Source organism: Phenylobacterium sp. (assembly GCF_037968635.1).
GTDB lineage: Bacteria > Pseudomonadota > Alphaproteobacteria > Caulobacterales > Caulobacteraceae > Phenylobacterium.
This window is the reverse complement of sequence record NZ_JBBKVV010000132.1, coordinates 11645-34702: the sequence shown is the minus strand read 5'-3', so window position 1 is coordinate 34702 and position 23058 is coordinate 11645. Positions and strand designations below refer to the sequence as shown.

Annotated in this window: 27 protein-coding genes; 12 read left to right on the top strand and 15 right to left on the bottom strand. The window is 68.5% G+C overall.

The genetic code is table 11. The annotated features are described in order from the left end of the window. On the top strand, positions 1-805 hold an 805-nt coding region (locus AAC997_RS15905), incomplete at its 5' end, for a phosphatase PAP2 family protein (protein WP_340646680.1). Here the strand turns inward: AAC997_RS15905 and AAC997_RS15900 are convergent. Together AAC997_RS15900 and AAC997_RS15895 are read right to left on the bottom strand one after the other, a co-directional pair. Next, the gene (locus AAC997_RS15900; RefSeq protein WP_340646679.1) at positions 802-2019 is read right to left on the bottom strand and encodes an acyl-CoA dehydrogenase family protein; all 1218 of its coding nucleotides are present in this window, start codon (positions 2017-2019) and stop codon (positions 802-804) included. The two genes, AAC997_RS15905 and AAC997_RS15900, sit on opposite strands and share 4 nt — an antisense overlap. A gap of 54 nt (positions 2020-2073) precedes the next feature. Next, positions 2074-2718: a TetR family transcriptional regulator gene (locus AAC997_RS15895; RefSeq protein WP_340646678.1), complete on the bottom strand. Its 645-nt coding sequence runs from the start codon at positions 2716-2718 to the stop codon at positions 2074-2076. A 68-nt stretch (positions 2719-2786) separates the two neighbouring features. Between AAC997_RS15895 and AAC997_RS15890 the strand changes: the two genes are divergently transcribed. The 9 genes from AAC997_RS15890 to AAC997_RS15850 all read left to right on the top strand — a co-directional run bounded on the left by AAC997_RS15890 (position 2787) and on the right by AAC997_RS15850 (position 11376). Further along, positions 2787-4955: a glycoside hydrolase family 3 C-terminal domain-containing protein gene (locus tag AAC997_RS15890; RefSeq protein ID WP_340646677.1), complete on the top strand. Its 2169-nt coding sequence runs from the start codon at positions 2787-2789 to the stop codon at positions 4953-4955. A gap of 2 nt (positions 4956-4957) precedes the next feature. After that, positions 4958-5356 carry a VOC family protein gene (locus AAC997_RS15885; RefSeq protein ID WP_340646676.1) on the top strand — a complete coding sequence of 133 codons (399 nt, stop codon included), beginning with the start codon at positions 4958-4960 and terminating at the stop codon, positions 5354-5356. A gap of 61 nt (positions 5357-5417) precedes the next feature. Then, positions 5418-5894 carry a PaaI family thioesterase gene (locus tag AAC997_RS15880; protein WP_340646675.1) on the top strand — a complete coding sequence of 159 codons (477 nt, stop codon included), beginning with the start codon at positions 5418-5420 and terminating at the stop codon, positions 5892-5894. Further along, a complete protein-coding gene (locus AAC997_RS15875) occupies positions 5894-6946 on the top strand; it encodes an alpha/beta hydrolase (protein WP_340646674.1) in 1053 nt (350 codons plus the stop codon). The genes AAC997_RS15880 and AAC997_RS15875 overlap by 1 nt, the downstream gene beginning before the upstream one ends. A gap of 86 nt (positions 6947-7032) precedes the next feature. Then, positions 7033-7263: an aa3-type cytochrome c oxidase subunit IV gene (locus tag AAC997_RS15870; protein WP_340646673.1), complete on the top strand. Its 231-nt coding sequence runs from the start codon at positions 7033-7035 to the stop codon at positions 7261-7263. Between the two features lie 183 nt (positions 7264-7446). Next, positions 7447-8580 carry a Re/Si-specific NAD(P)(+) transhydrogenase subunit alpha gene (locus tag AAC997_RS15865; protein WP_340646672.1) on the top strand — a complete coding sequence of 378 codons (1134 nt, stop codon included), beginning with the start codon at positions 7447-7449 and terminating at the stop codon, positions 8578-8580. A 17-nt stretch (positions 8581-8597) separates the two neighbouring features. Beyond that, positions 8598-8939, top strand: a complete 342-nt coding sequence (locus AAC997_RS15860; protein WP_340646671.1) for a proton-translocating transhydrogenase family protein — start codon at positions 8598-8600, stop codon at positions 8937-8939. Further along, entirely contained in the window at positions 8936-10354 is a 1419-nt protein-coding gene (locus AAC997_RS15855) for an NAD(P)(+) transhydrogenase (Re/Si-specific) subunit beta (RefSeq protein WP_340646670.1), read from the top strand. Before AAC997_RS15860 ends, AAC997_RS15855 begins: the two co-directional genes overlap by 4 nt. 260 nt (positions 10355-10614) lie before the next feature. Continuing rightward, positions 10615-11376 (top strand): M23 family metallopeptidase, encoded by a 762-nt coding sequence (locus tag AAC997_RS15850; RefSeq protein ID WP_340646669.1) that lies wholly within the window; start codon positions 10615-10617, stop codon positions 11374-11376. Here AAC997_RS15850 and AAC997_RS15845 read toward each other — a convergent pair. Further along, complete coding sequence (locus AAC997_RS15845) at positions 11373-11774, bottom strand: hypothetical protein (protein ID WP_340646668.1); 402 nt, start codon at positions 11772-11774, stop codon at positions 11373-11375. The two genes, AAC997_RS15850 and AAC997_RS15845, sit on opposite strands and share 4 nt — an antisense overlap. A gap of 115 nt (positions 11775-11889) precedes the next feature. On the opposite strand from AAC997_RS15845, the gene AAC997_RS15840 reads away from it, so the two are divergent. Together AAC997_RS15840 and AAC997_RS15835 are read left to right on the top strand one after the other, a co-directional pair. Beyond that, on the top strand, positions 11890-12393 hold the full coding sequence (locus tag AAC997_RS15840; protein ID WP_340646667.1) for a hypothetical protein: 504 nt from the start codon (positions 11890-11892) through the stop codon (positions 12391-12393). Between the two features lie 48 nt (positions 12394-12441). Next, complete coding sequence (locus tag AAC997_RS15835) at positions 12442-13308, top strand: alpha/beta fold hydrolase (protein ID WP_340646666.1); 867 nt, start codon at positions 12442-12444, stop codon at positions 13306-13308. A 306-nt stretch (positions 13309-13614) separates the two neighbouring features. Here AAC997_RS15835 and tilS read toward each other — a convergent pair whose 3' ends face one another. The 12 genes from tilS to ruvC all read right to left on the bottom strand — a co-directional run bounded on the left by tilS (position 13615) and on the right by ruvC (position 23011). Continuing rightward, positions 13615-14826: a tRNA lysidine(34) synthetase TilS gene (tilS, locus tag AAC997_RS15830; RefSeq protein ID WP_340646665.1), complete on the bottom strand. Its 1212-nt coding sequence runs from the start codon at positions 14824-14826 to the stop codon at positions 13615-13617. Continuing rightward, positions 14814-15662 carry a tol-pal system protein YbgF gene (ybgF, locus tag AAC997_RS15825; protein WP_340646664.1) on the bottom strand — a complete coding sequence of 283 codons (849 nt, stop codon included), beginning with the start codon at positions 15660-15662 and terminating at the stop codon, positions 14814-14816. The genes tilS and ybgF overlap by 13 nt, the downstream gene beginning before the upstream one ends. A gap of 127 nt (positions 15663-15789) precedes the next feature. After that, positions 15790-16326 carry a peptidoglycan-associated lipoprotein Pal gene (gene pal, locus AAC997_RS15820; protein WP_340646663.1) on the bottom strand — a complete coding sequence of 179 codons (537 nt, stop codon included), beginning with the start codon at positions 16324-16326 and terminating at the stop codon, positions 15790-15792. Positions 16327-16463: 137 nt separating this feature from the next. Continuing rightward, positions 16464-17759: a Tol-Pal system beta propeller repeat protein TolB gene (gene tolB, locus AAC997_RS15815; RefSeq protein WP_340646681.1), complete on the bottom strand. Its 1296-nt coding sequence runs from the start codon at positions 17757-17759 to the stop codon at positions 16464-16466. 23 nt (positions 17760-17782) lie between these two features. Beyond that, entirely contained in the window at positions 17783-18604 is an 822-nt protein-coding gene (locus AAC997_RS15810; protein ID WP_340646662.1) for an energy transducer TonB, read from the bottom strand. Between the two features lie 7 nt (positions 18605-18611). Next, entirely contained in the window at positions 18612-19106 is a 495-nt protein-coding gene (locus AAC997_RS15805; RefSeq protein ID WP_340646661.1) for an ExbD/TolR family protein, read from the bottom strand. Positions 19107-19110: 4 nt separating this feature from the next. Further along, positions 19111-19821: a protein TolQ gene (gene tolQ / locus AAC997_RS15800; protein ID WP_340646660.1), complete on the bottom strand. Its 711-nt coding sequence runs from the start codon at positions 19819-19821 to the stop codon at positions 19111-19113. 178 nt (positions 19822-19999) lie between these two features. Continuing rightward, entirely contained in the window at positions 20000-20437 is a 438-nt protein-coding gene (locus AAC997_RS15795) for a YbgC/FadM family acyl-CoA thioesterase (RefSeq protein ID WP_340646659.1), read from the bottom strand. Next, positions 20434-20805: a hypothetical protein gene (locus tag AAC997_RS15790; RefSeq protein WP_340646658.1), complete on the bottom strand. Its 372-nt coding sequence runs from the start codon at positions 20803-20805 to the stop codon at positions 20434-20436. The genes AAC997_RS15795 and AAC997_RS15790 overlap by 4 nt, the downstream gene beginning before the upstream one ends. A gap of 60 nt (positions 20806-20865) precedes the next feature. Beyond that, positions 20866-21903, bottom strand: coding sequence for a Holliday junction branch migration DNA helicase RuvB (gene ruvB / locus AAC997_RS15785; RefSeq protein ID WP_340646657.1), 1038 nt, complete (start codon positions 21901-21903; stop codon positions 20866-20868). Next, on the bottom strand, positions 21900-22514 hold the full coding sequence (gene ruvA / locus AAC997_RS15780) for a Holliday junction branch migration protein RuvA (protein ID WP_340646656.1): 615 nt from the start codon (positions 22512-22514) through the stop codon (positions 21900-21902). The genes ruvB and ruvA overlap by 4 nt, the downstream gene beginning before the upstream one ends. Continuing rightward, a complete protein-coding gene (gene ruvC, locus AAC997_RS15775; RefSeq protein WP_340646655.1) occupies positions 22511-23011 on the bottom strand; it encodes a crossover junction endodeoxyribonuclease RuvC in 501 nt (166 codons plus the stop codon). The genes ruvA and ruvC overlap by 4 nt, the downstream gene beginning before the upstream one ends. Positions 23012-23058: the final 47 nt, after the last annotated feature.

Below are 23058 nucleotides of genomic sequence, written 5' to 3'. Positions count from 1 at the left end.
GCCGGCATGGCCCAGATGGAACGGCTGGTGGACGCCTTCGAAGAGCTTGTCTGATCCATCCGACCGGTCGCGCGTTGAGGCGGGCATGAACACGCCCGCCGCCCCGCCCGCGCGCAAGCCCACCGCCCGGCGGATAGAAACCCGCGCCCTGCTGATCTGGCTGGCCTGCGCGGCCGCGATATGGGGGTTCTTCAACATCGCCAGCGAGGTGGTCGAGGGCGATACCGATATCGTCGACCATCGACTCCTGCTGATGCTGCGTCAGCCGAGCGACCTCAGCGATCCGATCGGGCCGCGCTGGGTCGAGGAGGCGATGCGCGACATCACCGCCCTGGGCGGCTTCACCTTCCTGACCATCGCGACGATCGTGGCGGTTCTGTTGTTCAGCTTCCACGGCAAGCGACGGCAGGCCTGGATTCTGGCGGGCACTGTCCTGGCCGCGCAGATTTCCAGCGAGGTGCTGAAGACCTTCTACGACCGCCCCAGGCCCAGCCTCGTGCCGCACCATTCCTACGTCTACACCCAGAGCTTCCCCAGCGGTCACTCGGCCCTTTCGGCGGCGGTGTTCCTGACCCTGGCCACTCTGATCGCCAGCGTCGAGAAGCGGCCGAGCTCCAAGATCCTGATCTATGTCCTGGCCCTGGTGGCCACCGTCGGGGTCGGATTCAGCCGGGTCTATCTTGGCGTCCACTGGCCCAGCGACGTGCTGGCCGGCTGGAGCCTGGGGGCCACCTGGGCCTTCGGCGCCTGGATCGTGCTGGAGTGGATGCGCCGCCGCGACCTCGGCAAGGAGAGCCGGGGCTAGAGGCCCAGCACCGCCTTGGCCATGATGTTGCGCTGGATCTCGTTGGTCCCGGCATAGATCGAGCCCGCGCGATCGTTGAGGTATTTGGACGCCACCGTAAGGCTGTGGTCGGGGCCGACATGTCCCTGGTCGGCGGGTGGCGTGAACAGCGGCGTGGGGCCGCCCGGAGCTGTCGCGTGGGGCTGGTAAGGCGCCCCATAGGCGCCTGCCGCCTCCAGGGCCAGTTCGGTCAGTTTCTGGCTGAGCTCAGTCCCCACCGTCTTCATCATCGAGGATTTGGCGCCGGGCGCCTCGCCCTGGGTCAGATTGGCCAGGATCTGCAGCTCGACGGCCTCCAGGGCGTCGACCTCGATGGAGGCCGAGGCCAGCCGCGTGGCGAAGCTGCGGGTGTCGGCGAGATGGTCTTCCGCCGCCGCCAGGTTGCGGATGCGTTGCAGGCGGGCCTTGAGGCCGGGCGCGCTGACCCCGCCGCCGCGCTCGAACTCCATCAGGTACTTGGCCACCGTCCAGCCCTCGCCGACCTTGCCCACCACGTTGGCGCGGGGGACGCGGACGTCGGTGAAGAAGACGTCGTTCTGGATGTGCTCTCCCGACAGCATGAGGATCGGCCGCACCTCGACGCCGGGGGTGGTCATGTCGATCAGCAGGAAGGTGATCCCTTGCTGGCGGATGCCTTCGCTGGAGGTCCGCACCAGGCAGAAGATCCAGTTTGCGACATTGGCGTGGGTGGTCCACAGCTTGTGGCCGTTGCAGATGAAGTCGTCGCCTTCGGCCACCGCGCTCATCTGCAGGGAGGCGAGGTCGGAGCCGGAGGCCGGCTCGGAATAGCCCTGACACCACTGGTGCTCGCCGCTCAGCATGCGCGGCAGGTAGTGGGCCTTCTGGTCCGCGCTCCCGTGGCCGATCAGCACCGGGCCGCACATGCCGATCCCCATGGGCGAAAGGGGCGGGGCGCCGGCCTGGGCCATCTCGCTGGCGAAGATGTAGCGCTGGGCCGAGCTCCAGCCGCAGCCGCCATACTCCACCGGCCAGGCCGGCGCCGCCCAGCCGCGGGCGTGGAGGATGGCCTGCCAGGCGGACGCGAGGTCGTGAGGGGCGTAGACGCTGGTCATCAGCCGGGTCATGCGCCGCATCTCCGGCGTCAACTCGGCGTCGAGGAAGGCGCGCACCTCGTCTCGGAACGCCAGATCGCTCGGGCTCCAGGTCACATGCATCGGCCGCCTCCCAGGCTCTTTCGTGAGAGGATGCACAGGTGACGGTCCGGCAGCCTAGTCCCGGATCAGCAGGGCGATTAGGGCATCTGCGTGGCGCTCGATCTCGGCCTCCTGCGCCATGTCGACGCCGTAGGCGTGGCGTACCTCGCCGGCCAGGGTGAAGGGCGACTGGGCGGCGGCCGACAGCATGTAGAGCAGGTTGCGCATCGGCACTCGGGGCAGGTGGCCCTCCGCCATCAGGGTCTCCATCAGGCGGGCCAGGCTGCGATGCTGTGGCTTCACGATCTGTTCGGCGATCCAGGCGACGCGGTCGGAATCGCCCACCGCTTCCTGCACCATGATGCGGGCGTGCTCCGGGTGGCGGGCGCAATAGCGGACATAGTCGCGCAGGATGGTCTTGAAGCGCACGAGGGCGGGCTGGCCTGCCGTGGTCCGCCAGCCGGCGGCCATGTGCGCGTTCATGTCGACGATCAGCCGGGCCAGAGCCGCGCGCCAGAGGGTGGCCTTGTCGGAGTAGTGGTAGCGGAGCAGGCTGTGCTCAACGCCCGCCAGGGCCGCGATATCGCGCATGGCTGCGCCCTCGAAGCCGCGTTCGGAGAACAGCTTCAGGGCCGCGTCCAGGATCACGCCGCGCGTCTCCTCCACCGGCCGCGCGGTACGGGCCGGGCGGCCTCTGGGACGGGGGGCGACGACGGTCATGCAATGATTATTGCCCAAATGGACTAAAATAACTAGGGTCGTGCCTACAACGTGGGAGGACGCTTCAAATGACCCAGGCCTGGATGGACAAGTCCCTGTCGCCGGACGCCCGCGCCAAGCTGTTGATCGAACAGCTGACCCTGGATGAGATGATCTCCCTGGTGCACGGCCCGATGCCGGCCATGGTCACCCCGCCGCCCGCCGACGCGGCCATGGGGGCGGGCTATATCCCCGGCGTCGAGCGCCTGGGGATCCCGCCGCTGAACGAGACCGACGCCAGCCTGGGCATCGCCAATCCCCGCCAGGTGCGCAAGGGCGACGGCGCTACGGGCCTGCCTTCGGGCCTGTCGCTTGCCTCGACCTGGGACCCGGAACTGGCTCATGCCGCCGGCGTGATGGTGGGCGGCGAGGCCCGCGACAAGGGCTTCAACGTGCTGCTGGGGGGCGGCGCCAACCTGACCCGCGAGCCGCGCTGCGGGCGCAATTTCGAATATCTCGGCGAGGACCCGCTGCTGGCCGGGGTGCTGGTGGGGGAAGCCATCAAGGGCGCGCAGTCCAACGACATCGTCTGCACCCTGAAGCATTTCGCCCTGAACGATCAGGAGACCTGCCGCCACGTCGTCGACGCCCGCATCGACGAGGGCGCCTTGCGCGAGAGCGACCTGCTGGCCTTCCAGATCGCCATCGAGCGCGGCGACCCCGGCTCGGTGATGTGCGCCTACAACAAGGTCAACGGCGAGTGGGCGGGCGAGAACGCCTTCCTGCTGACGGACGTTCTGAAACGCGACTGGGGCTACCCCGGCTGGGTGATGAGCGACTGGGGCGCGGTCCACTCCACAGCCAAGGCGGTGATGGCGGGCCTGGACCAGGAGAGCGGCGAGCAGCTCGACAAACAGGTCTATTTCGGCGCGCTGCTGAAGGCGGCCGTGGAGCAGGGCGAGGTGCCCTTCGAGCGCCTGACCGACATGGTCCACCGCATCCTGCGCAGCCTGTTCGACAAGGGGGTGTTCGACAATCCCGCCGCCAAGCGCCCGACCGACTACGCCGCCAACGCCAAGATCGCCCAGGCCGCAGCCGAAGCCGGGACCGTGCTGCTGAAGAACGACGGCGTTCTGCCGCTGCCGGCCAGCATCCGCAAGATCGCGGTGATCGGCGCCCATGCTGACAAGGGCGTGATGTCCGGCGGCGGCTCGTCCCAGGTGATCCCGGTGGGCGGGCCTGGCCATGAGATCGAGGTGGCCGGTCTGGCCGGCGCCTTCGCCAAGGTCACCTATCACCCGTCGTCGCCGGTCACAGCGATCCGCGAGATGACCCGTAACACCGCCGTGACCTTCGTCTCCGGGGAAGACTCTGCCGAGGCCGCCGTAGCGGCCAGGGACGCCGATGTCGCCATCGTCTTCGCCGACCAGTGGGCGACCGAGGCCGAGGACCTGCCCAGCCTGTCCCTGCCGGGCGACCAGGACGCGCTGATCGCCGCCGTCGTCGCCGCCAATCCCAAGACCGTGGTGGTGCTGGAGACCGGGACCCCGGTGCTGATGCCCTGGCTCGACGACGTCAACGCCGTGCTTGAGGCCTGGTATCCGGGCACCCGCGGCGGTGAGGCCATCGCCAACATCCTGTTCGGCGCGGTCAATCCGTCCGGCCGCCTGCCCATGAGTTTCCCGCGCGGCGTGGAGGACCTGGTCCGCCCGGAAATTCCCGGCCAGATTTTCGGCCCGCCGGTGGAGGGCTCCACCCTGCCCACCACCCGTCCCGACGTGCAGCAGCACAAGGGCCGCTTCTCCGTGGAGCACCCGGAGGGCGCTGATGTCGGCTACCGCTGGTTCGCCAAGACCGGCGCGGCGACCCTGTTCCCCTTCGGCTTCGGCCTTTGCTACACCCACTTCGAATACGCGAAGCTCGAGGTCGCGGGCGGCGAGACGATCACCGCAAGCTTCGACGTCAAGAACGCCGGCGCCGTGGCCGGGACCGACACGCCGCAGGTCTATGCGACGGTCACTGGCTCGGACGGTAAGCCCTCCCAGCGCCTGATCGGCTGGGCCCGCGTGGCCCTGGCCCCCGGCGAGACCCGCCGCGTGACGGTGACCGCCGACGCCCGCCTCCTGGCCAACTACGACGCGACCCTGCCCGGTTGGCGGATCGCGGCCGGTTCCGTGGCCGTGGCGCTGGCCACCTCGGCGGAGGACACCATCCTGCACGGGACGGCGGACCTCACCGCGCGGACTATGAAGCCCTGACCATGAGCCTCGCCGGCCTGACCCTGCGCATCGCGCGGCCGACCGATCAGTTGGACGCCGTGACCGCGTTCTACCGCGAGGGTCTAGGGCTGCTGGAGCTGGCGAGCTTTCGGGGTCATGCCGGGTTCGACGGGGTGATCCTGGGCTTCCTCGGCGCGCCCTGGCATCTGGAGCTCACCCAGGCCCATGGGCACGCGGCCGGCCCCGCGCCCAACCCCGACCACCTGCTGACCTTCTACTTCCCGGAGGAGACGGCGCGCGCTGCGGCCGTCGCGCGGCTGGAGGCGGCGGGTTATCGGCCGGTGAAATCCTTCAACCCCTATTGGGACGATCACGGGATCAGCTTCGAGGACCCGGACGGCTACCGCGTCGTGCTGCACGAGGGCGCCTGGGGCCGTTGAACCCGCCGCAGCGTCATCAAGGGCTTGCCATTCGCCGACCGCCCGTTCATTTCCCTGCGCGATGTCCGATGATCTGACCGAAGTCCAGACCGCCATCGTCCCCGATGGTTTTGTCATCAACCTCTGGAACCGGGGGTTCGGCCGTACGGTCGGGCCGTTCTATTCCAGCCGCGACGCGGCGACCGGCGATGAGGTGATGGCCTTCCGCGTGGAAGAGCACCACGCCAACGGCATGAACAACTGCCACGGCGGCATGCTGATGAGCTTCGCCGACATGGCCTGGGGCCGGGTGATCTCCAACAAGCGGGAGATCGGCTGGGTGACGGTGCGGCTGACCACCGACTTCCTCTCCGGCGCCCACATGGGCGACTGGGTGGAGGGGACCAGCGAGATCATCACCGAGCAGGACGACGTTTTCACGGTCCGGGGCCGAATCTGGTGCGGCGACCGCACCCTGATCACCGGCACCGGCGTCTACAAGGGTATCCGCTCGATCTCCCGCAAGGCGGGTGAGCGGGAAGCGCGAGGGGTGGCCTGATGGCATTGGATCCGGCGATCAAGGAAGGCGCGCCCGTCGGCTACGACGACCGTCCCATCCATTCCGAACCCGGCAGCTTGCCGCCCCAGGTCCAGGCCCCGCTGGCGCCGTTCCGAGGCCGCCATCCCGACGCGCCCGAGTGGTTCCTTGACGCCATCGCCCAGGAGCCGGAGCGCAGCTTCGTCACTTCGCTTGGAACTCAGATCGAGGCCCTGACCTGGGGCGAACTGGGCAAGCCCGGCCTATTGCTGGTGCACGGCAACTCCGCCCATGCCGACTGGTGGAGCTTCATCGCCCCCTTCCTGGCCCAGGACTACCGGGTGACCTCCATGTCCCTGGCCGGCATGGGCGCCTCGGACTGGCGCGAGAGCTACGCCTTCCAGGACTTCGCCGAGGACGCCGAGGCCGTGGCCCGCGCCACCGGCCTCTATGACGGCGGCGCCCTGCCGATCTATATCGGCCACTCCTTCGGCGGCAGTCAGGTGTTCTTCGCCGCCGCCGCCCATCCGGAGCGCATGCGCGCCGCGGTGCTGGTGGACACCGGTTTCGGTGGTCCGCCGCCCAACTCGCCGGAAGCCCAGCGCATGCGCGAGCAGGAGGTGCGCAACATCCCCACCGGGGACCGCGCGGCTCGAGTCTATCCGACGGAAGAGGCGGCTTTGGCTCGCTTCCGCTTCATGCCGCCTCAGGTGGCCGGCAACCTGTTCATCGCCGACTTCATCGCCCGTCGCTCCCTGAAGCGCGCGCCCCTGGCCGAGGGTGGCGGCGAAGGCTGGACTTGGCGGTTCGACCCGGCGATGTGGAACAAGCTCGACCGCACCGTGATGATGGGCATGAGCGCCGACGGCCCGCCAAAGGTCACCGTGCCCCTGGTGCACATCTATGGCGACCGCTCGGTGGTGAAGTCGCGGATCAGCGACGACCGCCCCTCGCCCCTGCCCAAGGACATGCTGGAAATCGCCATCCCCGATTCGGCCCACCACATCATGGTCGACCAACCCCTGGCGCTGATCGCGGCGTTGCGGGGACTTCTGGCCCGGTGGCCGGGCTGAGACATAAGGCGCGCTTGAGCCCTGGCGTTTGACGGTGTACGTCGGCCGCCATTCCATTTCTTCCCAAGTTTGAGAGACGCCCTTCTATGGCTTCCGAATATCACCGCGGCGACATGGACATTTCCGAGCAGGTCGCCACGTTCAACCTGTTCAACGGCATGACCAAGTGGGGCTCGCTGGCGATCGCCTCCATGATGGTGTTGCTGGTCCTGTGGTTCTGCACCCCGGCCGGCTTCCTGGCCGGTTTCATCAGCGGCATGGGTCTGCTGGTCCTGGGCATTGTCTTCCTGCGCGAAAAGCCCGCCGCCGACCACTAAGCGGCTGTCGCGCGCCCGTCGCGCGCCTTCCTGAAAGACCTATCGGGCGTGCCGACTCGTCGGTGCGCCCGAAGTCGTATGCGCGATTCAAACAAACGTTCAAATCTGCCCCGTCCATAGCTGGACAAGCTGACGCTGCCGCTCGTATGGTCCGGCCAATATTGACTTGGGGGAAACAGGCGCATGGCCGTCATAGCCGTCACCACTGAACGCCGCGCCGGCGAGACCCGGGTCGCCGCCGTCCCCGAGACGGTGAAGAAACTGATCGCCGCCGGGTTCTCGGTGGTGGTCGAGAGCGGCGCCGGAACGGCCGCCGCCTATCCCGACGCCGACTACCTGGCCGCCGGCGCTGAGATCGCCAAGGACGCCAAGGCCACCATCGGCAAGGCCGATATCCTGTTCAAGGTCCGCGCCCCCGAGGCCGCCGAAATCGCGGCCCTGAAGGCCGGCGCCATCGTCGTGGCCCTGCTCAATCCGCACATGGACAAGGACGCCTTGAAGGCGCTCGCCGCAAAGGGCGCGACCGGCTTCGCCATGGAGTTCGTGCCGCGCATCACCCGGGCCCAGGTGATGGACGCCCTGTCGTCGCAGGCCAATCTCGCGGGCTACCGCGCGGTGATCGAGGCCGCCGAGGCCTATGGCCGGGCCATGCCGATGATGATGACCGCGGCGGGCACCGTCGCCGCAGCCAAGGTCTTCGTCATGGGGGTCGGGGTCGCCGGCCTGCAGGCCATCGCCACGGCGCGGCGCCTGGGCGCGGTGGTCACCGCCACCGATGTGCGCCCCGCCACCAAGGAACAGGTCGAGAGCCTTGGCGCCAAGTTCCTGGCGGTCGAGGACGAGGAGTTCAAGAACGCCCAGACCGCCGGCGGCTACGCCAAGGAGATGAGCGCCGAGTACCAGGCCAAGCAGGCCGCGCTGGTCTCCAGCCACATCGCCAAGCAAGACATCGTCATCACCACCGCCCTGATCCCGGGCCGGCCCGCGCCCAAGCTGGTGAGCGCCGAACAGGTGGCCTCCATGCGCCCGGGCTCGATCCTGGTGGACCTGGCCATCGAGCAGGGCGGCAATGTCGTCGGCGCCAAGCTGGGCGAGGTGGCGGTCACCGCCAATGGCGCGAAGATCCTCGGCGTCGCCAACCTGCCCGGCCGCATCGCCACCGACGCCTCGGCCCTCTACGCCCGCAACCTGATGGCCTTCGCCGGCCTGCTGCTGGACAAGGAGGGCAAGCTCGCCCCCGACCTGGAGGACGAGATCCTCAAGGCGGCCCTGGTCACCCAGGGCGGCAAGGTCGTCCACCCCACGCTGAACAGCTAGATCCCAAGGAGGAACCGATGGAAGCCGTCGACCCCACAGTCTTCCGCCTGGCGATCTTCGTGCTGGCGATCTTCGTCGGCTACTATGTCGTCTGGAGCGTGACGCCCGCCCTGCACACACCGCTGATGGCCGTGACCAACGCCATCTCCTCGGTGATCATCGTCGGCGCCCTGCTGGCCGCGGCCGCCCATGGCGCGCCGGACGCGGGCCTGACCCAGAACGTCATGATCTCCAAGGGGGCCGGCGCCATCGCCGCCGCCTTCGCGGCCGTGAACATCTTCGGCGGCTTCCTGGTCACCCAGCGCATGCTGGCCATGTACAAGAAGAAAGACCCCGTGAAGAAGGAAGCCGCGAAGTGAACGCCAATCTCGCGGCCATCGCCTATATCGTCTCGGGCGTCCTCTTCATCCTGGCCCTGCGCGGCCTGTCCAGCCCCACCACCAGCCAGGCGGGCAACCGCAACGGCATGATCGGCATGGCCATCGCGGTGGGCACCACCCTGCTGACCCTCTGGGGGCAACAGGCGCTGGACACCCTGACGCTGGGCCTCATCGTCGGCGGCGTCGCCATCGGCGGCACGGTGGGCGCGGTCATCGCGCGCAAGGTCGCCATGACCTCGATGCCGCAGCTCGTCGCCACCTTCCACAGCCTGGTGGGGGCCGCGGCCTGTCTGGTGGCGATCGCCGCCATCTATACGCCCGCCGCCTACGGCATCCTGGGCGAGAACGGCCAGATCCACCTCAACTCGCTGGTGGAGCTCAGCCTCGGTCTGGCCATCGGCGCCGTGACCTTGACCGGCTCGATCATCGCGGCCCTGAAGCTGAACGGAAACATGAGCGGCGCGCCGATCATGCTGCCCGCTCGCCACCTGCTGAACATCGTCATCGCTCTGGCCATCGTCGCCCTGGTGGTGGTGCTGGTGATGAGCGGCGGCCAGGCGAAGTGGGCCTTCTGGGCCATCGCGGGTCTCAGCCTGCTGATCGGCGTCACCCTGATCATTCCCATCGGCGGCGCCGACATGCCCGTCGTGGTCTCGATGCTGAACTCCTATTCCGGCTGGGCGGCGGCGGCCCTGGGCTTCACGCTGGAGAACGTGACCTTGATCATCACCGGGGCCTTGGTGGGCTCGTCGGGCGCGATCCTCAGCTACATCATGTGCAAGGCTATGACCCGCAGCTTCATCTCCGTGATTCTCGGCGGCTTCGGCGCCGAAGACGCGGCGGCGGCCTCCGGCGGCAAGGTCGAGACCCGGCCGGTCAAGCAGGGCTCGGCCGAGGACGCGGCCTTCATCATGAAGAACGCCAGCAAGGTGATCATCGTCCCGGGCTACGGCATGGCCGTCAGCCAGGCTCAGCATGCGCTGCGCGAAATGGGCGACAAGCTTAAGGAAGAGGGCGTGGAGGTGAAGTACGCCATCCACCCCGTCGCCGGCCGGATGCCCGGGCACATGAACGTGCTGCTGGCCGAGGCCAACGTCTCCTATGACGAAGTCTTCGAACTGGAAGACATCAACGCCGAGTTCGCCAGCGCCGACGTGGCCTTCGTGATCGGCGCCAACGACGTCACCAACCCGGCCGCCAAGACCGACCCCACCAGCGCCATCTACGGCATGCCGATCCTGGACGTCGAAAAGGCCCGAACCGTGCTGTTCGTGAAGCGCGGCATGAGCTCCGGCTATGCCGGGGTCGAGAATGAACTCTTCTTCCGCGACAACACCATGATGCTGTTCGGGGACGCCAAGAAGATGGTCGAGGGCATCCTCAAGGGCCTCTAGGGCCAGGTTTTCAGGTCCTCATGGGCGCGGGCTGCGATTTTGTCGCAGCCCGGCTAGGAGAACCTTTACCAGTTGAATCTATAGTCGAGCTTCATCCGGCTCTGCGACAATAGGTTCAAAGCTAATCCTTAACGCCGTCAATTTTTGGTCTTAAAGCCACGGCACTTAGCCGCCGCATACCCGTGGCGACTGGTCGAAGCTGTTCCGCACAACCTCTAGCGGACGCATTTTGAGCTCGACTATACTGGAAGAGGTTCTGCTTGTTTTCGAAGTTCCCGTCGACGACCGACCGCGTGCGCAATTTCGGGTTGGAGGCCGCCTTCGCCGCCGCCCTGGCCCTGGGCGTCGCCACCGTCGCCTATGCGGCCCTGCCCGACGTCGCCGACAAGACCAAGCCCGTTGCTGACGCCCCAGTCGAGGTTGTGGAGCCGCCCGCCCCGCCGCCCGCCTTCGACTGTGGCGACCCGGTGCCGGGTGAGAAGATCAACTCCCCCTTCGGCCTGCGCCGGATGCCATGGGAGGACCACGGCCGCCTGCACGAAGGCGTCGATATCGCCGGCCCCACTGGCACCAAGGTTGTCGCGGTGTCCGACGGCATTGTGAAGCGCGCGGGCCAGAGCCCGTCCTATGGCCGCTATGTCGAGGTCGAGCACGGCGTCGGACTGACCAGCTTCTACGCCCACCTCGGGAAGATCGAGCGGGGCGTGAAGAAGGGCGCCTATGTTGAGGCGGGCTCGCCGGTCGGTCGCATGGGCTCCAGTGGCACGTCGACCGGGCCGCACGTCCATTTCGAGATCCGCCAGGATGGTAAGCCGCTCAACCCGCTGGTGTTCATGAACCGCGAGTTCGCCACCAAGGAAGACCTTCCCCTCAAGCTCGGCGCCTATGTCTCGCCCCGCGTGCGCATCGCCACGGTCTCCGAGATACCGGAGAGCAAGAAGGCCCTGATGGAGGCCAAGGGCAAGAAGGGCAAGAAGGACAAGAATGGCCGTGTCCGCCAGACCCTGAAATTCCAGGGTTAGGCCCGGGGACGACCCGACGCCCGGTCGGCCGCCACGGCGGCGACAAGCACCGCGATCAACAAACCGACCCGCGTCCACATCGGATATGCGGTCGTGGCCATAGTCCAGGCGGCGAAGGCCAGGAACAGGCCGCTGACGACGCGGCCGCCCAGCGCCCGGCGTCCGGCCACTAGGTTGGCGCTCCAGGCGCCCGCCAGGGCGCCAAGCAGCCAGGCCAGAACTGCGCCCACCTGGGCCCCGAAGGGCAGGACCGCGGTGGCCGCCCGGATGGCGGCTGGATCGGTGAGGTCCACCCCGACCGGAGGTGGGAAGATCATGTTGGCCGCGCCGTCGATGGCGCCCAGGACGACGAGTCCGACCAGGGGGCCGAGAATCACCGCCAGAATCAGCCGCAGCATGATCAATCCTTCCTCAAGGGACCGGGACCCTAGTCCCAGTAAGGGTTCGGCGCCCGGCCTTGTATATGGCCACGCTTGTGCCCATCCTCGTGCCATAAAAACGAGGAAACGACCCATGCGTTCAGGCTTTAGCGGGCTTGCGCTCGCGTCCGTGCTTCTACTGAGCTCCTCTCTCGCCGCTTGCGGGGAGAGCGAACCTGCGGCCCCGGCGGCGCCGGCGGGCTTGGCGCTCTCCACCGGCGAAAGCGCCCACGGAATTCTTCCGGCCCAGACAGCCCAGATCAAGACCAAGGGCTCGGATGCGACGGTCTCCATGACCCCGAACTGGCGGGTGGGCGGCCGGCAGCTCAACATCATGTGGTACGCGGGCGCCAGCCAGACCAAGCGCTTCTTCGTCGTCACCGAGAAAGGCGTCGCCGCCGACCAGCCAGCCTATCTGGCCAATCCCGAACTCGGCGTGCGCATGGTCCGCGTCAGCTTCGATGGGGCAGCGCCGGTGGCCCTGAAGCCGACCCTGGCCCGGGCGCCCTTCGACGTCCCCGCCGGCGCCAAGGCGGTGACGCGGGTGGAGATCGATTATGGGGCTTCCGAGGCGCCGCAGACCGTCGTCTGGAAATAGCCGAAAACTGGCCTTGCACGGGACCTGAGCGGCGCCTAGGTCTCGCCCATGGCCAAGGCTGGATTTCACCCAACGCGCGGAGAACTCATCGACATCGGTGGGCGGCGGCTGCGCGTGGTGCGCGCGGGACCTGAGAGCGCGACGCCGCTGATCGTCCTTGAGTGCGGCGCCTTCGGCTGCGCCGCCGACTGGGCGGTGGTGCAGCAGCGCCTGGCCGACAAGGGCCTGCGCAGTCTGGCCTATGATCGGGCAGGCCTCGGCTATTCCGATCCCGGGCCCAAACCCCGCGACGGCCGCGCCATCGCCGGCGACCTTGAAACCCTGCTGACCCATGCAGGTGAGACGGGGGCCTTGATCCTGGTGGGCCACTCCATGGGAGGCCTGCTGCTGCGGGTGTTCGTCGGTCGCAACCACGAGCGGGTGACCGGGGTGGTTCTGGTCGACGCCGTGACGCCGGAGACCATCGAGAGCCCAATGGCCGCGCGCGCCATAAACGGCTTTCGTCGCGCCATGAAGCTGGTGGGGCGCTGGTCGGGGATCGGTTTCATGAAGCCCTTCGCCCTGGTGGTCGGTGACAAGATCGGGCTGGAGGGAGAGGCCTCCACCGAGAAGCGCCGGATCTACGGCCTGGCCAGCCATGCCCATTGGTCGGCCGAGGAGGTGCTCCACTGGCCCGCCACCTCAGCGCAGGGCCGCGAGATCGGCCACTACCATCCCGACATGCCGGTGGCGGTGGTCAATGCCGGGGGCACCCGGCTGCCCGCGCGGCTGAAAGTGATCCAGGCGGCTCCGGCCCACGCCTCGGCGCGAGGCTATGTCGCCGACATCGCCGGCGCCAACCATTCGACCCTGCTGGGCAAACGTTTCGCCGATCCGATCATCGTCGGGATCGAGCACGTGATGGCGAAAGGCTAGCCCGCGGCCTCGCGGCCACGGGCCCGGCTTAGCCGATGGGGTCTTCGACCCCAACGTCTCTTTGCAGGTGGTTCGATAGTCGTCCTGAGAGCCGACGCCGCATGAGGGCGCTGTCTGGTTGAGTCGGCGCGCGATGGCGCCTAGGCGCGGTGAAGACCCGCGCCAGCCACTTGAATAGGTCCATTGAAACCCGAAATTGAAGGTTGAAGGTCGGCGGTCTGACGCATGACGATCTCCTTCCGTGGCTCGGGTTCCGGCCCGTGGCGGCCGCTCACGAGATGCATAGCAGAGAACGCGGGTCTGCGCCTAGCCCGGCTCCCGCTCAACCCCACCACAGGCCGACCGCAGCCGATCCAGGGCCAGCGGACGCACAGACACCCCCGGAAGACTGGCCAGGAGTGGCGAGCCTTCGCCCTGGATGAACGGCAGGCTCCCACGCACGCCAGCCGGCAGACGCAGGAGCGCCGCACGTTGCGGCGGCGACAGCCCAGCCGCGTGCCCGGCGAGCGCCTGAATCGTGAGGGGCCTATCTGTGGTGATCTCGAACCGCCCGTCCCAGACCCCGGCGCCTTCCGAGGCCAGGGTGAGGGGCGCGAGCCCGTCGCGTCCGGGGTCGCGCAGGAAACGGACCTGGCGTTCGTCGGCCTCGATCCGCGCCCCGGCCAGGGTAGCGGTGACACTGGCGTCGGATCTCAGGATCGCCGCAAGGCGCTCCAGGCGGTCGCCACGCGGGGGGCGCGTGGTTCCGGCGGCGCAGAGGCATGCGGCGGCGAGAAAGGCCTGCGGGACGTTCCGAAGGGCTGTGCGGGGCAGGGACATTCCGCCGGCCAGCTCGATCGAGGCGCTGGCGAACCTAGACAGGTCGAGGCGAAAGGTGACCTCGTCGCTCTCCATGCCCGTCAGGCCAGCGCGTGCCCGGGTGCGGGCGAAGCGGGGGTCCTCATTGGCGGGGTCCTCGATCCAGGTCTCACCGCGTTCAGTCAGCCAGGCGCGGAGTTCGGCCCGCGTCCGCGTCAGCAGGGGGCGGAGCAGGAAGACTCCTCGGCCTTCCGGCCAGGCCGGCGATGGACCCCACTCCCACGGGCTGGGTGTGGTGGCGCCGGCTTCACGCATCGCGGCGGCCTCGAGCCGGTCAGAGGCGGTGTGGCCCATCAGCACGACCCTGGCTCCAGCCCGACGGGCGGCGTCGGCGATCAGGCGGTGACGGGCGGCGCGGGCGGCGGCGGGCAGGCCGGTGACGGGCTTGGCGCCCTCCCAGGCCAGGGCTTGAAACGCCGCGCCGAGGCGGGCGGCGATGGCGGCGCACGCCTGGGTCCAGGCGCTGCTCTCGGCCCGCAGACGATGATCGACGGTGAAGATCATCAGGCGTCGCCCATGAGCACGAGCCCAGTCCGCGGCCATCAGCGTCAACACCAAGGAATCGCCGCCGCCGGAAAGGGCCACGGCGATGGGCGCGGGCGAGGCGATCAGCAGGCGGCGGTCTAGAACCTCTTGAACGACGGGTTCTAGATCGTGCACTTGGCCTGGGTCCGGGCGGCTGTCGCGCGGCCCTTCACGGCGGCCACGGCCTTCGGGTATCGGCGGTCGAACTCGCCCAGGATCTGACAGGCGTCGGCGGGCTTCTTGATGGCGATCAACGCGCGGGCCAGCTCCACCGTGGCGTCGGGCGCCCAGCCTGTCGCCGGCCAGCCACGGATGGCGCTGATATAGGCCTGGGCCGCATCGGCGTTTGCGCCGCGAGCGGCCAGAGTCTTGCCAAGCCAGTAGCGGGCCTCCGGCGCCTTGGCGCTGCCGTCATAGCGGTCGACAAAATCGCGGAACGCGCCTTCGGCGCCGGTGTAGTCGCCGCCCAGCATCATCTGGCGCGCGGCGGCAAAGGCTTCTGTCGGCGTCTGGACGGAGCTGGGCGCCCCGGCCGAGCCGCCGGCGAGATCGGGCGACGGGCCCTCGGCGGTAGGGCTGGCCTGCTGCTGCTCCAGGCCGCTTAGGCGATCGGCCAGCGCCTTGTTGTCGCGCTTCAGGGCCTCGGCGTCGCGCCGGGCCAGCTGAAGTTCGTGGTTGGTGCTCTCCAGCTGGCCGTTCACGCGTGTGAGCGCCTGCTCCAGGTCGGCGATCCGGCGGGTCACTTCCTGGAGTTGGTAGTCGGTCTCGGCCGGCTGGACGACCACCGGCTTTCCGGAGTCGCGGCCCTGGAAGACGATGGATCGCAGCTCCCGCATCACCTGCTCCATACGATCCAGGCGCCGGGCGTCGCGGGCGTCCAGGGGGTCAATGGGGGTTTGGGCGAAGGCGGGCGTGACGCTGACCAGGGTCAGGACAGCGGCGGAGGCGAGGGCGAGACGGCGAAGGGTCATGCGATCATCATCTTCAGGTCGGGTGGGCCAAATTGCGGCCCGTCCGTGGGATTAGTCCAGAACGCAAAGAGGGGTCCCGCTCCGGGGACCCCTCTCGCACTCTCCTCGAACTGGTACTAAGCGCGCTTTAGCGCGCGCCGCCGGTGATGGCGGTGTGGCCGTTCCGGTTGCGCTGATAGGCGTCCTCGCTGGTGCCCGGATCGATCGGGCGTTCCTTGCCGAAGGACACCGTGGAGATCCGCGCCGGCGAAACGCCGCGGCTCACCAGATATTCCCGGACCGAATTGGCGCGACGGGCGCCGAGGGCCAGATTGTATTCACGAGTGCCGCGTTCGTCGGCATTGCCCTCGATGCGGACCTGAACACTGGGGTAGCGCATCAGCCACTGGGACTGAGCATCCAGCACCGGGCCGGCGTCAGAGCGGATATCGTACTGGTCGAAGTCGAAATAGACGCGGTCGCCGATGTTGACGACGAAGTCCTGGATCGAACCGGGGACGACGTTGCCGACGCCGGGGCCAGGGCCGGGTTGCGACGGATAGCCGGGGCCAGGGCCGGGGCCGGGCGTCGGGCCAGGCTTGGGCTTCGAGGCGCAGGCGGCCATCGACAGAGCCGCGGTGGTCACAAGCGCCAGTCGAAGGGCGTGCTTGGTGCTGAAGCTCATCTCGGGCCTCTCCTTGAGCTGGTTAAGCTGGTTTCGTCGGCGCCGAACGCGCCATTTCCTGAACTCTACCTGCATTTCCATGTGCCGGACATTTCAAATGACCGCCACTATGCAAACGTTACACCTGAATTCTCTCATCAGTTGAGCAGCGGAGACCAGGCGGGGTCGGAGCCGGAGCCCGGATAGGGGGCTGGTCGAAGGATCCGACCTGTTACATCCACCGTCCATAAACGCGGTGGCCCGCCAGATGTTTCACGACTGAACATCAGAACACGCCCATTTGGCGCCCAGGTCGGGCTCTCATCCAGATAGCTGGTGGTCAAAAGCCGCTCATCCGAGCCGTCCGGACGCATGACCCCGATGTGGAACTGCCCGCCCGCCTGTTTGGTGAAGGCGATGAAATCCCCCACCGGGCTCCAGACCGGGGTGGTATAGCGGCCGGACCCATAAGAAATGCGACGGACGCCCGAGCCGTCTGAGTTCATGATGTAGAGCTGGGGCGACCCGCCGCGGTCGGAGTTGAAGACGATCTTCGTGCCGTCCGGCGAGAACGACGCCGAGGTGTCGATGCCCGGGTCGGAGGTCAGCCGCGCCGAGGTGCGGCTCTTCAGGTTCATCACATAGATGTCGCTGTTACCGCCCCGCTCCACCGAGAAGGCGACGCGGCCGCCATCGGGCGAGAAGCGCGGCGCGTACACCATGCCTGGGAACTGGCCGATGCTCTCGCGCCGGGCGGTCTCCAGGTTGAACAGATAGATGGCCGAGCCCTCCGGCCGCAGAGTCATGTAGGTGATCTCCTGGCTGGTGGCCGAGAAGCGGGGCGACATGACGATGTAGGATCCATCGGTCAGGTAGCTCGGATTGGCGCCGTCCTGGTCCATGATGGCCAGGGTCTTGGTGCGGTTGATCCGGCCCCCGGTCTCGGAGACGAAGACGATGCGGGTGTCGAAATAGCCCTTTTCCCCGGTCAGCCGCTCATAGACGGCGTCGGAGATCTTGTGGGCCACGCGGCGCCAGTTCTCGGGGGTCGAGGTGAACTGCAGGCCCAGAAGCTGTTGCTCGGAATAGACATCCCACAGCCGGAAATCGACCCGCAGTTGGCCGCCCTCGACAGTGACCTGGCCATTGACCAGGGCCTGGGCGTTGATCGCCTTCCAGTCGGGGAATCGCGGCTGGACGGCGACGTTCAGGCCCTTCTCGATGTAGGCCTGTTGGCTGATGGGCGCGAACAGCCCTGAGCGTTCAAGGTTGCCGGTGATGACCTGGGCGATGTCGGCGCCGCGGGTTCCGCCAAAGGCCGGAATGGCGATGGGCAGGGGCTGGACGTCGCCCTTGTTGACGTTGACCTCGATCTGGGCGGCGGCGGGCGTCGGCGTCGACACCGTGGCGAGCATGAGGCTGGCGAGGACCAGGCAGAGGGCCTTCAGTCGCATCGTGCGGGTCTCCTTAAGGGCGCTCATTGGCAGGCTTCCTGGGCGTTGAAGGTGGGGGCCCAGGCCTGGCCGTAGACCTCGCGGGGCAGGGCCTTGTCGGCGGCGGCCTGGCGAACGGCGCGGATCGCGCGTTCGGCGGCGGCCCGGACCACGGGATTGGACGAGGATTCCTGGCCGCCGGCCTCGACGGCGCCGACCACCTGGCCGCTGGCTGAGAGGGTGAAGGTGACGCGCACGCGCACGTCGCGGCCGCCCTCGACCTCGCAATTGGGATTCCAGCGCCGTTCGATCTGGGAGACGAGGCCCGCCAAGGCGCTGGCCGAAACCCCCTTGCCCGCACCGGCGGCGGCGCGGGCCTCAAGGGCGGTCTCTTGCTTGGTGGGCCCCCTCGCTGCGGACGAGGACTTGCCGCCGGAGGGGCGCGACTTTGCGATGCTGGCCGACAGGGCGTCGAGGTCGAGCGCTTTCTGGGGCTTGTCGGCGGGCTTCTGAACGCCCTTGGCGGTGGGATCGACGGTGGGCTTGGCCGCCACCGGCGCGGGTTTGTTGGGGCTTGGCGCCGGGACGGGCGCGGGTGGAACGGGATCGGGCAAGGGCGCCTCGACCGCGGCCTCGGGCGGGGCGTCGGGGACCGGCTGCTCGGTGGTGGCCATCTGCTCCTGAGCGGCTTTGGCCGCGGCGCGCAGGTCGGTGTAGGTGGCGTTGGAGATGATGTTCACCGGCACGGTCGTGCCCACCAGGGTCGGCGCCTTGGGCCAGGAGACCAGCGCGGCCACCAGTACGCCGCCGTGCAACAGCACGGAGACCATCATGGCCGCGGAGAAATCCGACCGGGTGCGCGTCATGCCGGCCTCAACCCGCCGGAGCGTCCGCGGCGGGGGTTCCGCCGGAGGAGGGGCCGCCGGTGTCGGTGATCAGGTTGATCGAGGTGAAGCCGGAGGTCGACAGGGCCGCCATGACCTGGGCCACCACGGAATAGGAGGCGCGGCCATCGGCGCGGACATAGATCGGTTTGGTGGTGTCGCCCGCCATGGCGCGCAGGCGTGGGGAGAGGCCGGCGAAGACCACCGGCTCCTCCTGTACGAACAGCGAGCCGTCGGCGCGGATGGAGACCGTCAGCGGTTCCGACTGATCCTGCATGGAGCCGGCCTCGGTCTTGGGCAGCTCGACGGGCACGCCCACCGTCAGAAGCGGGGCGGAGATCATGAAGACGATCAGCAGCACCAGCATCACGTCCACCAGGGGCGTGACGTTGATCTCAGACAGGGCGCCTCTGCGCCCGCCACGGCGGCGCCTGCGGCCACCACCGCCCGAGGCTGAGAACGCGTCGTGGCTTGAGATCGCCATGCGCCTAGGTCCGATCCGCCAGCCGCCGCTGAATGGCGGTGGAAAGGTCGTCGGCGAAGCCCTCGAGACGGCCGGCATAGCGCGAGGCGTCGGTGGAGAACTTGTTGTAGGCGATATAGGCCGGGATGGCGGCGATCAGGCCAATGGCGGTGGCGAACAGGGCCTCGGCGATGGAGGGCGCCACCACGGCCAGGTTGGTGTTCTTCTGGATGGCGATTTCCTGGAAGGCGTTCATGATCCCCCAGACGGTGCCGAACAGGCCGATGAAGGGCGAGGCGGTGGCGACGATGGCCAGCGAGCCGAGACCGTCCTCCACCCGCTGGGCCTCCCGCGCGATGGTGGTGTCCAGCACCCGGTCGATGCGCTGGATCAGGAAGGCGGCCTGCGTGTCGGACGACAGGCCCTTGCCACGGGCGTCGCGCCATTCGCGCAGGGCGCCCTGCAGCATGCGGGGCAGGGCGTGCTTGGGCCGCTCGCCGGCTTCGGCGGCGATGTCCTCAAGGCTTCGGCCCGAGGAGACCTGGTTCTCGAACTTGTCGGCCTGACCATTCAGCACGCTGAAGCGGAAGAACTTGTCGAGGATCACGGTCCAGGACCACAGCGACGACAGCGCCAGGCCCGTCATCACGCTCTTCACCACCCAGTCGGCGCGCATGAAGAGGGAGAGGAAGGAGAAGGTGTCGGCGGTGATCGCGGCGGGGACTGCGGGGTCCATGCGGCCTGGGCTCCGTGGTTTGCGTCCGGCCAGGATTGGCCTAGGACGGCGCAGTGTCGAACTTGTGGCCAAGCCATCACAGAAATGACCGTTTCACTCTGAGACGGGCAGTTCTGGCCACTCCTGGTTAGAGCGCGATGGCCGCCAGAACCGGAAGTCCACTTCCGGCCATCGTGCTCTAGCAAAAAAGGGGCCGGAGCGTTGCTATGAGTTCCTTAGGCGGCTTTCGGGGCCGTCCCGCCAGATCGATACAGGCCGCCTCCACCACCGCTTGAGCGATCAGTTGTTCGCCGCGGGTGATCTTCTGATCGATGAACAGGCGCGGTCCCGCCATCCTGTCGTAGGTGGTGCGCACCATCAGAGCATCGTCGATGCGGGCCGGAGCCTTGAAGTCGATTTCCAGCCGCACGACGGTGAAGGCCGCAGGGTCGGGGCGGTCCAGAAGATCGGCATGTCCGATCCCCGCCACGCGCAGGAAATCGCTGCGGCCGCGCTCGAAAAACCGCACGTATTGGCCATGATAGACGACCCCCGTGAAGTCCGTGTCCTCGTAATAGATCCGCACCGGCAGCCGGTGTTCGCGGCCGACGATCTCGCCGGCATAGGGTTGGGTCATCGGGGTCGGTCCTGCAGCATGGCCGAGGTGAGGAGAGCGCCGAAGCCGAACAGCAGCCAGGCCGCGCCGGTCACCAGGCGCGCGGGGTTCGAGGCGTAGAGTTCGGGCGACAGGGTCATGGCCAGCGCGTCCAGCAGTCCGCCGACCAGGCAAAGAATCGCGGCGGTTGGCAAGCGCGGGCCCCGGCCGCCTGCGGTCAGGCGATGCACGAGGCTCACCAGCACCGGGGCCAGCAAGGCGGTCAGGCCAAACAGGATCGCGGTGGCGTAACCGCCGCTGAACACCCCCCACGGCATCGCCAGGCGGATGAACACCGCCGCGAGGAACCAGAGCACGGCGCCCAGCAGGATGAGGGAAAGGGTACGCATCGCCTCCTTATGCCCGGAGGGGTGTGACGCGGTCGAGGCCCTATGATCCGGCGGTGCTTTTCACGGCTCGTCCCCGAACAATCCGGCCTGCCCGCCGGCCTGGATCTGCGGCGGCGGGGTGAGGCCGATGTGGGTGTAGGCCTTGGCGCAGACCATGCGGCCCCGCGGCGTGCGCTGGATGAAGCCCTGCTGCAGCAGGAAGGGCTCGATGACGTCCTCTACGGCGTCGCGGGCCTCGGCGATGGCGTAGGCCAGGGTCTCGACCCCCGCAGGCCCGCCGCCATAGTTCTCGATCAGGGCCCGCAGGTAGCGGCGGTCCAGGGCGTCGAGGCCGGCCTCATCGACGTCCAGGCGCGCCAGCGCCTTGGCGGCGGCCTTCTGGTCAATGAGGGTGGCGCCGTCGGCGGCGGCGAAGTCGCGGACCCGGCGCAGCAGGCGGCCGGCCACCCGCGGCGTACCCCGCGCCCGGGCGGCGATCTCCAGGGCGCCGTCCGGCGACAGCTCCAGGTTCATCTTCCGGGCGGCCTGGGTCAGCACCTTCTGCAGCTCTGCGTGGGTGTAGAACTCAAGGCGCAGGGGAATGCCGAAGCGGTCCCGCAGCGGCGTGGCCAGCAGGCCCGCCCGCGTCGTGGCCGCCACCAGGGTGAAGGGCGCCAGGTCGATGCGGATCGAGCGGGCCGAGGGACCGTCGCCGATGATCAGATCCAGGACGTGATCCTCCATCGCCGGATAGAGGATCTCCTCCACATTGGCCGGCAGACGGTGGATTTCGTCGATGAACAGCACGTCGCGCGGTTCGAGATTGGTCAGGATGGCGGCCAGGTCGCCGGCCTTGGCCAGGACCGGCCCGCTGGTGGCGCGGAAATTGACTCCCAGCTCCCGGGCGACGATCTGGGCCAGGGTGGTCTTGCCGAGGCCGGGCGGGCCAAACAGCAGGACGTGGTCCAGAGCCTCGGCGCGGGCCTTGGCCGCTTCGATGAAGACCGAGAGGTTGCCCTTGGCCTGCTCCTGTCCGACGAACTCGGCCAGCGTCTGGGGCCGCAGGGCCTTGTCGGAGCCCTCCATCGGGACTTCCTCGCCCGAGACCAGGCGGGTCATCGGCCGAGTTCCTGCAGGCCGGCCTTGATCAGCACCTGGACCGTGGCGTCATCCCCCAGGCGCAGGGCGGCCTGCTCGACAACGCGGCGCGCGTTCACCTCGGCGATGCCCAGACCCATCAGGGCCGAGACCGCCTCGCCTGTGGCGGAGGGGACGAGCGGCGCGGGCGCGAGGGCGGTGGCGTGGAAGGCCGCGACCGGCCCGTCGGTGAGCGGCTTGTCCTTCAGCTCAGTGACGATGCGCAGGGCGAGTTTGGGCCCCACCCCGTTGGCGCGGGCCACGGCGGCCTTGTCCTCGCGGGCGGCGGCCTGGGCCAGTTCGGCGGGCGACAGGATGTCCAGCACCCCCAGCGCCGCCTTGGGCCCGACCCCCTGGATGGATTGCAGGACCACGAAGGCGCGCCGCTCGTCGCGGCCGAGGAAGCCGTAGAGCCGCATGCCGGTGGCCTCTGACCACTGCGTCTCCACGTGCAGCACCGCCTCCTCGCCCATGGCCGGCAGGTGGCCGAGCGTGCGCGATCCGCAACGCACCACATAGCCGACGCCGGCGACGTCGATCAGGGCGTCCTCTTCGCCGACCTCCGCCACCAGGCCCCGCAGACGCCCGATCACGCCGCGGCTCCGAAACTGCGGGCCTTGCGAGCGTGGGCATGGGCGATGGCGACGGCCAGCGCATCGGCGGCGTCGGCGCTGGCGGGGCCGGCCTTGGGCAGCAGCCGGGCGATCATGAAGGCCACCTGCGTCTTGTCGGCGGCCCCGGTGCCCACCACCGACTTCTTGACCACGGTGGCGGCGTACTCGGCCACCGGCAGCCCGGCGCGGGCCGGGACCACCAGGGCCATGGCCCGGGCGTGACCCAGCTTCAGGGCGGAGGCCGCGTTGTTGTTCATGAAGGTCTCCTCCACCGCCGCCTCATGGGGCGCGTGGGCGACGACGACCTCGCTGATGCCCTCGAACAGGGCCAGCAGGCGCTCGGAGAAGGGCAGGTTATCCTTGGGCGCGATCACCCCATGGGCCACGTGGGTCAGCCGCGCGCCCTCGATCGCGATCACGCCCCAACCGGTGCGGCGAAGACCCGGATCGAGACCGAGGATGCGGATGGCGGTCATGCGGAGACTCAAGGCATGTTCGGGATATGTTCTGGTGATACAGCGGC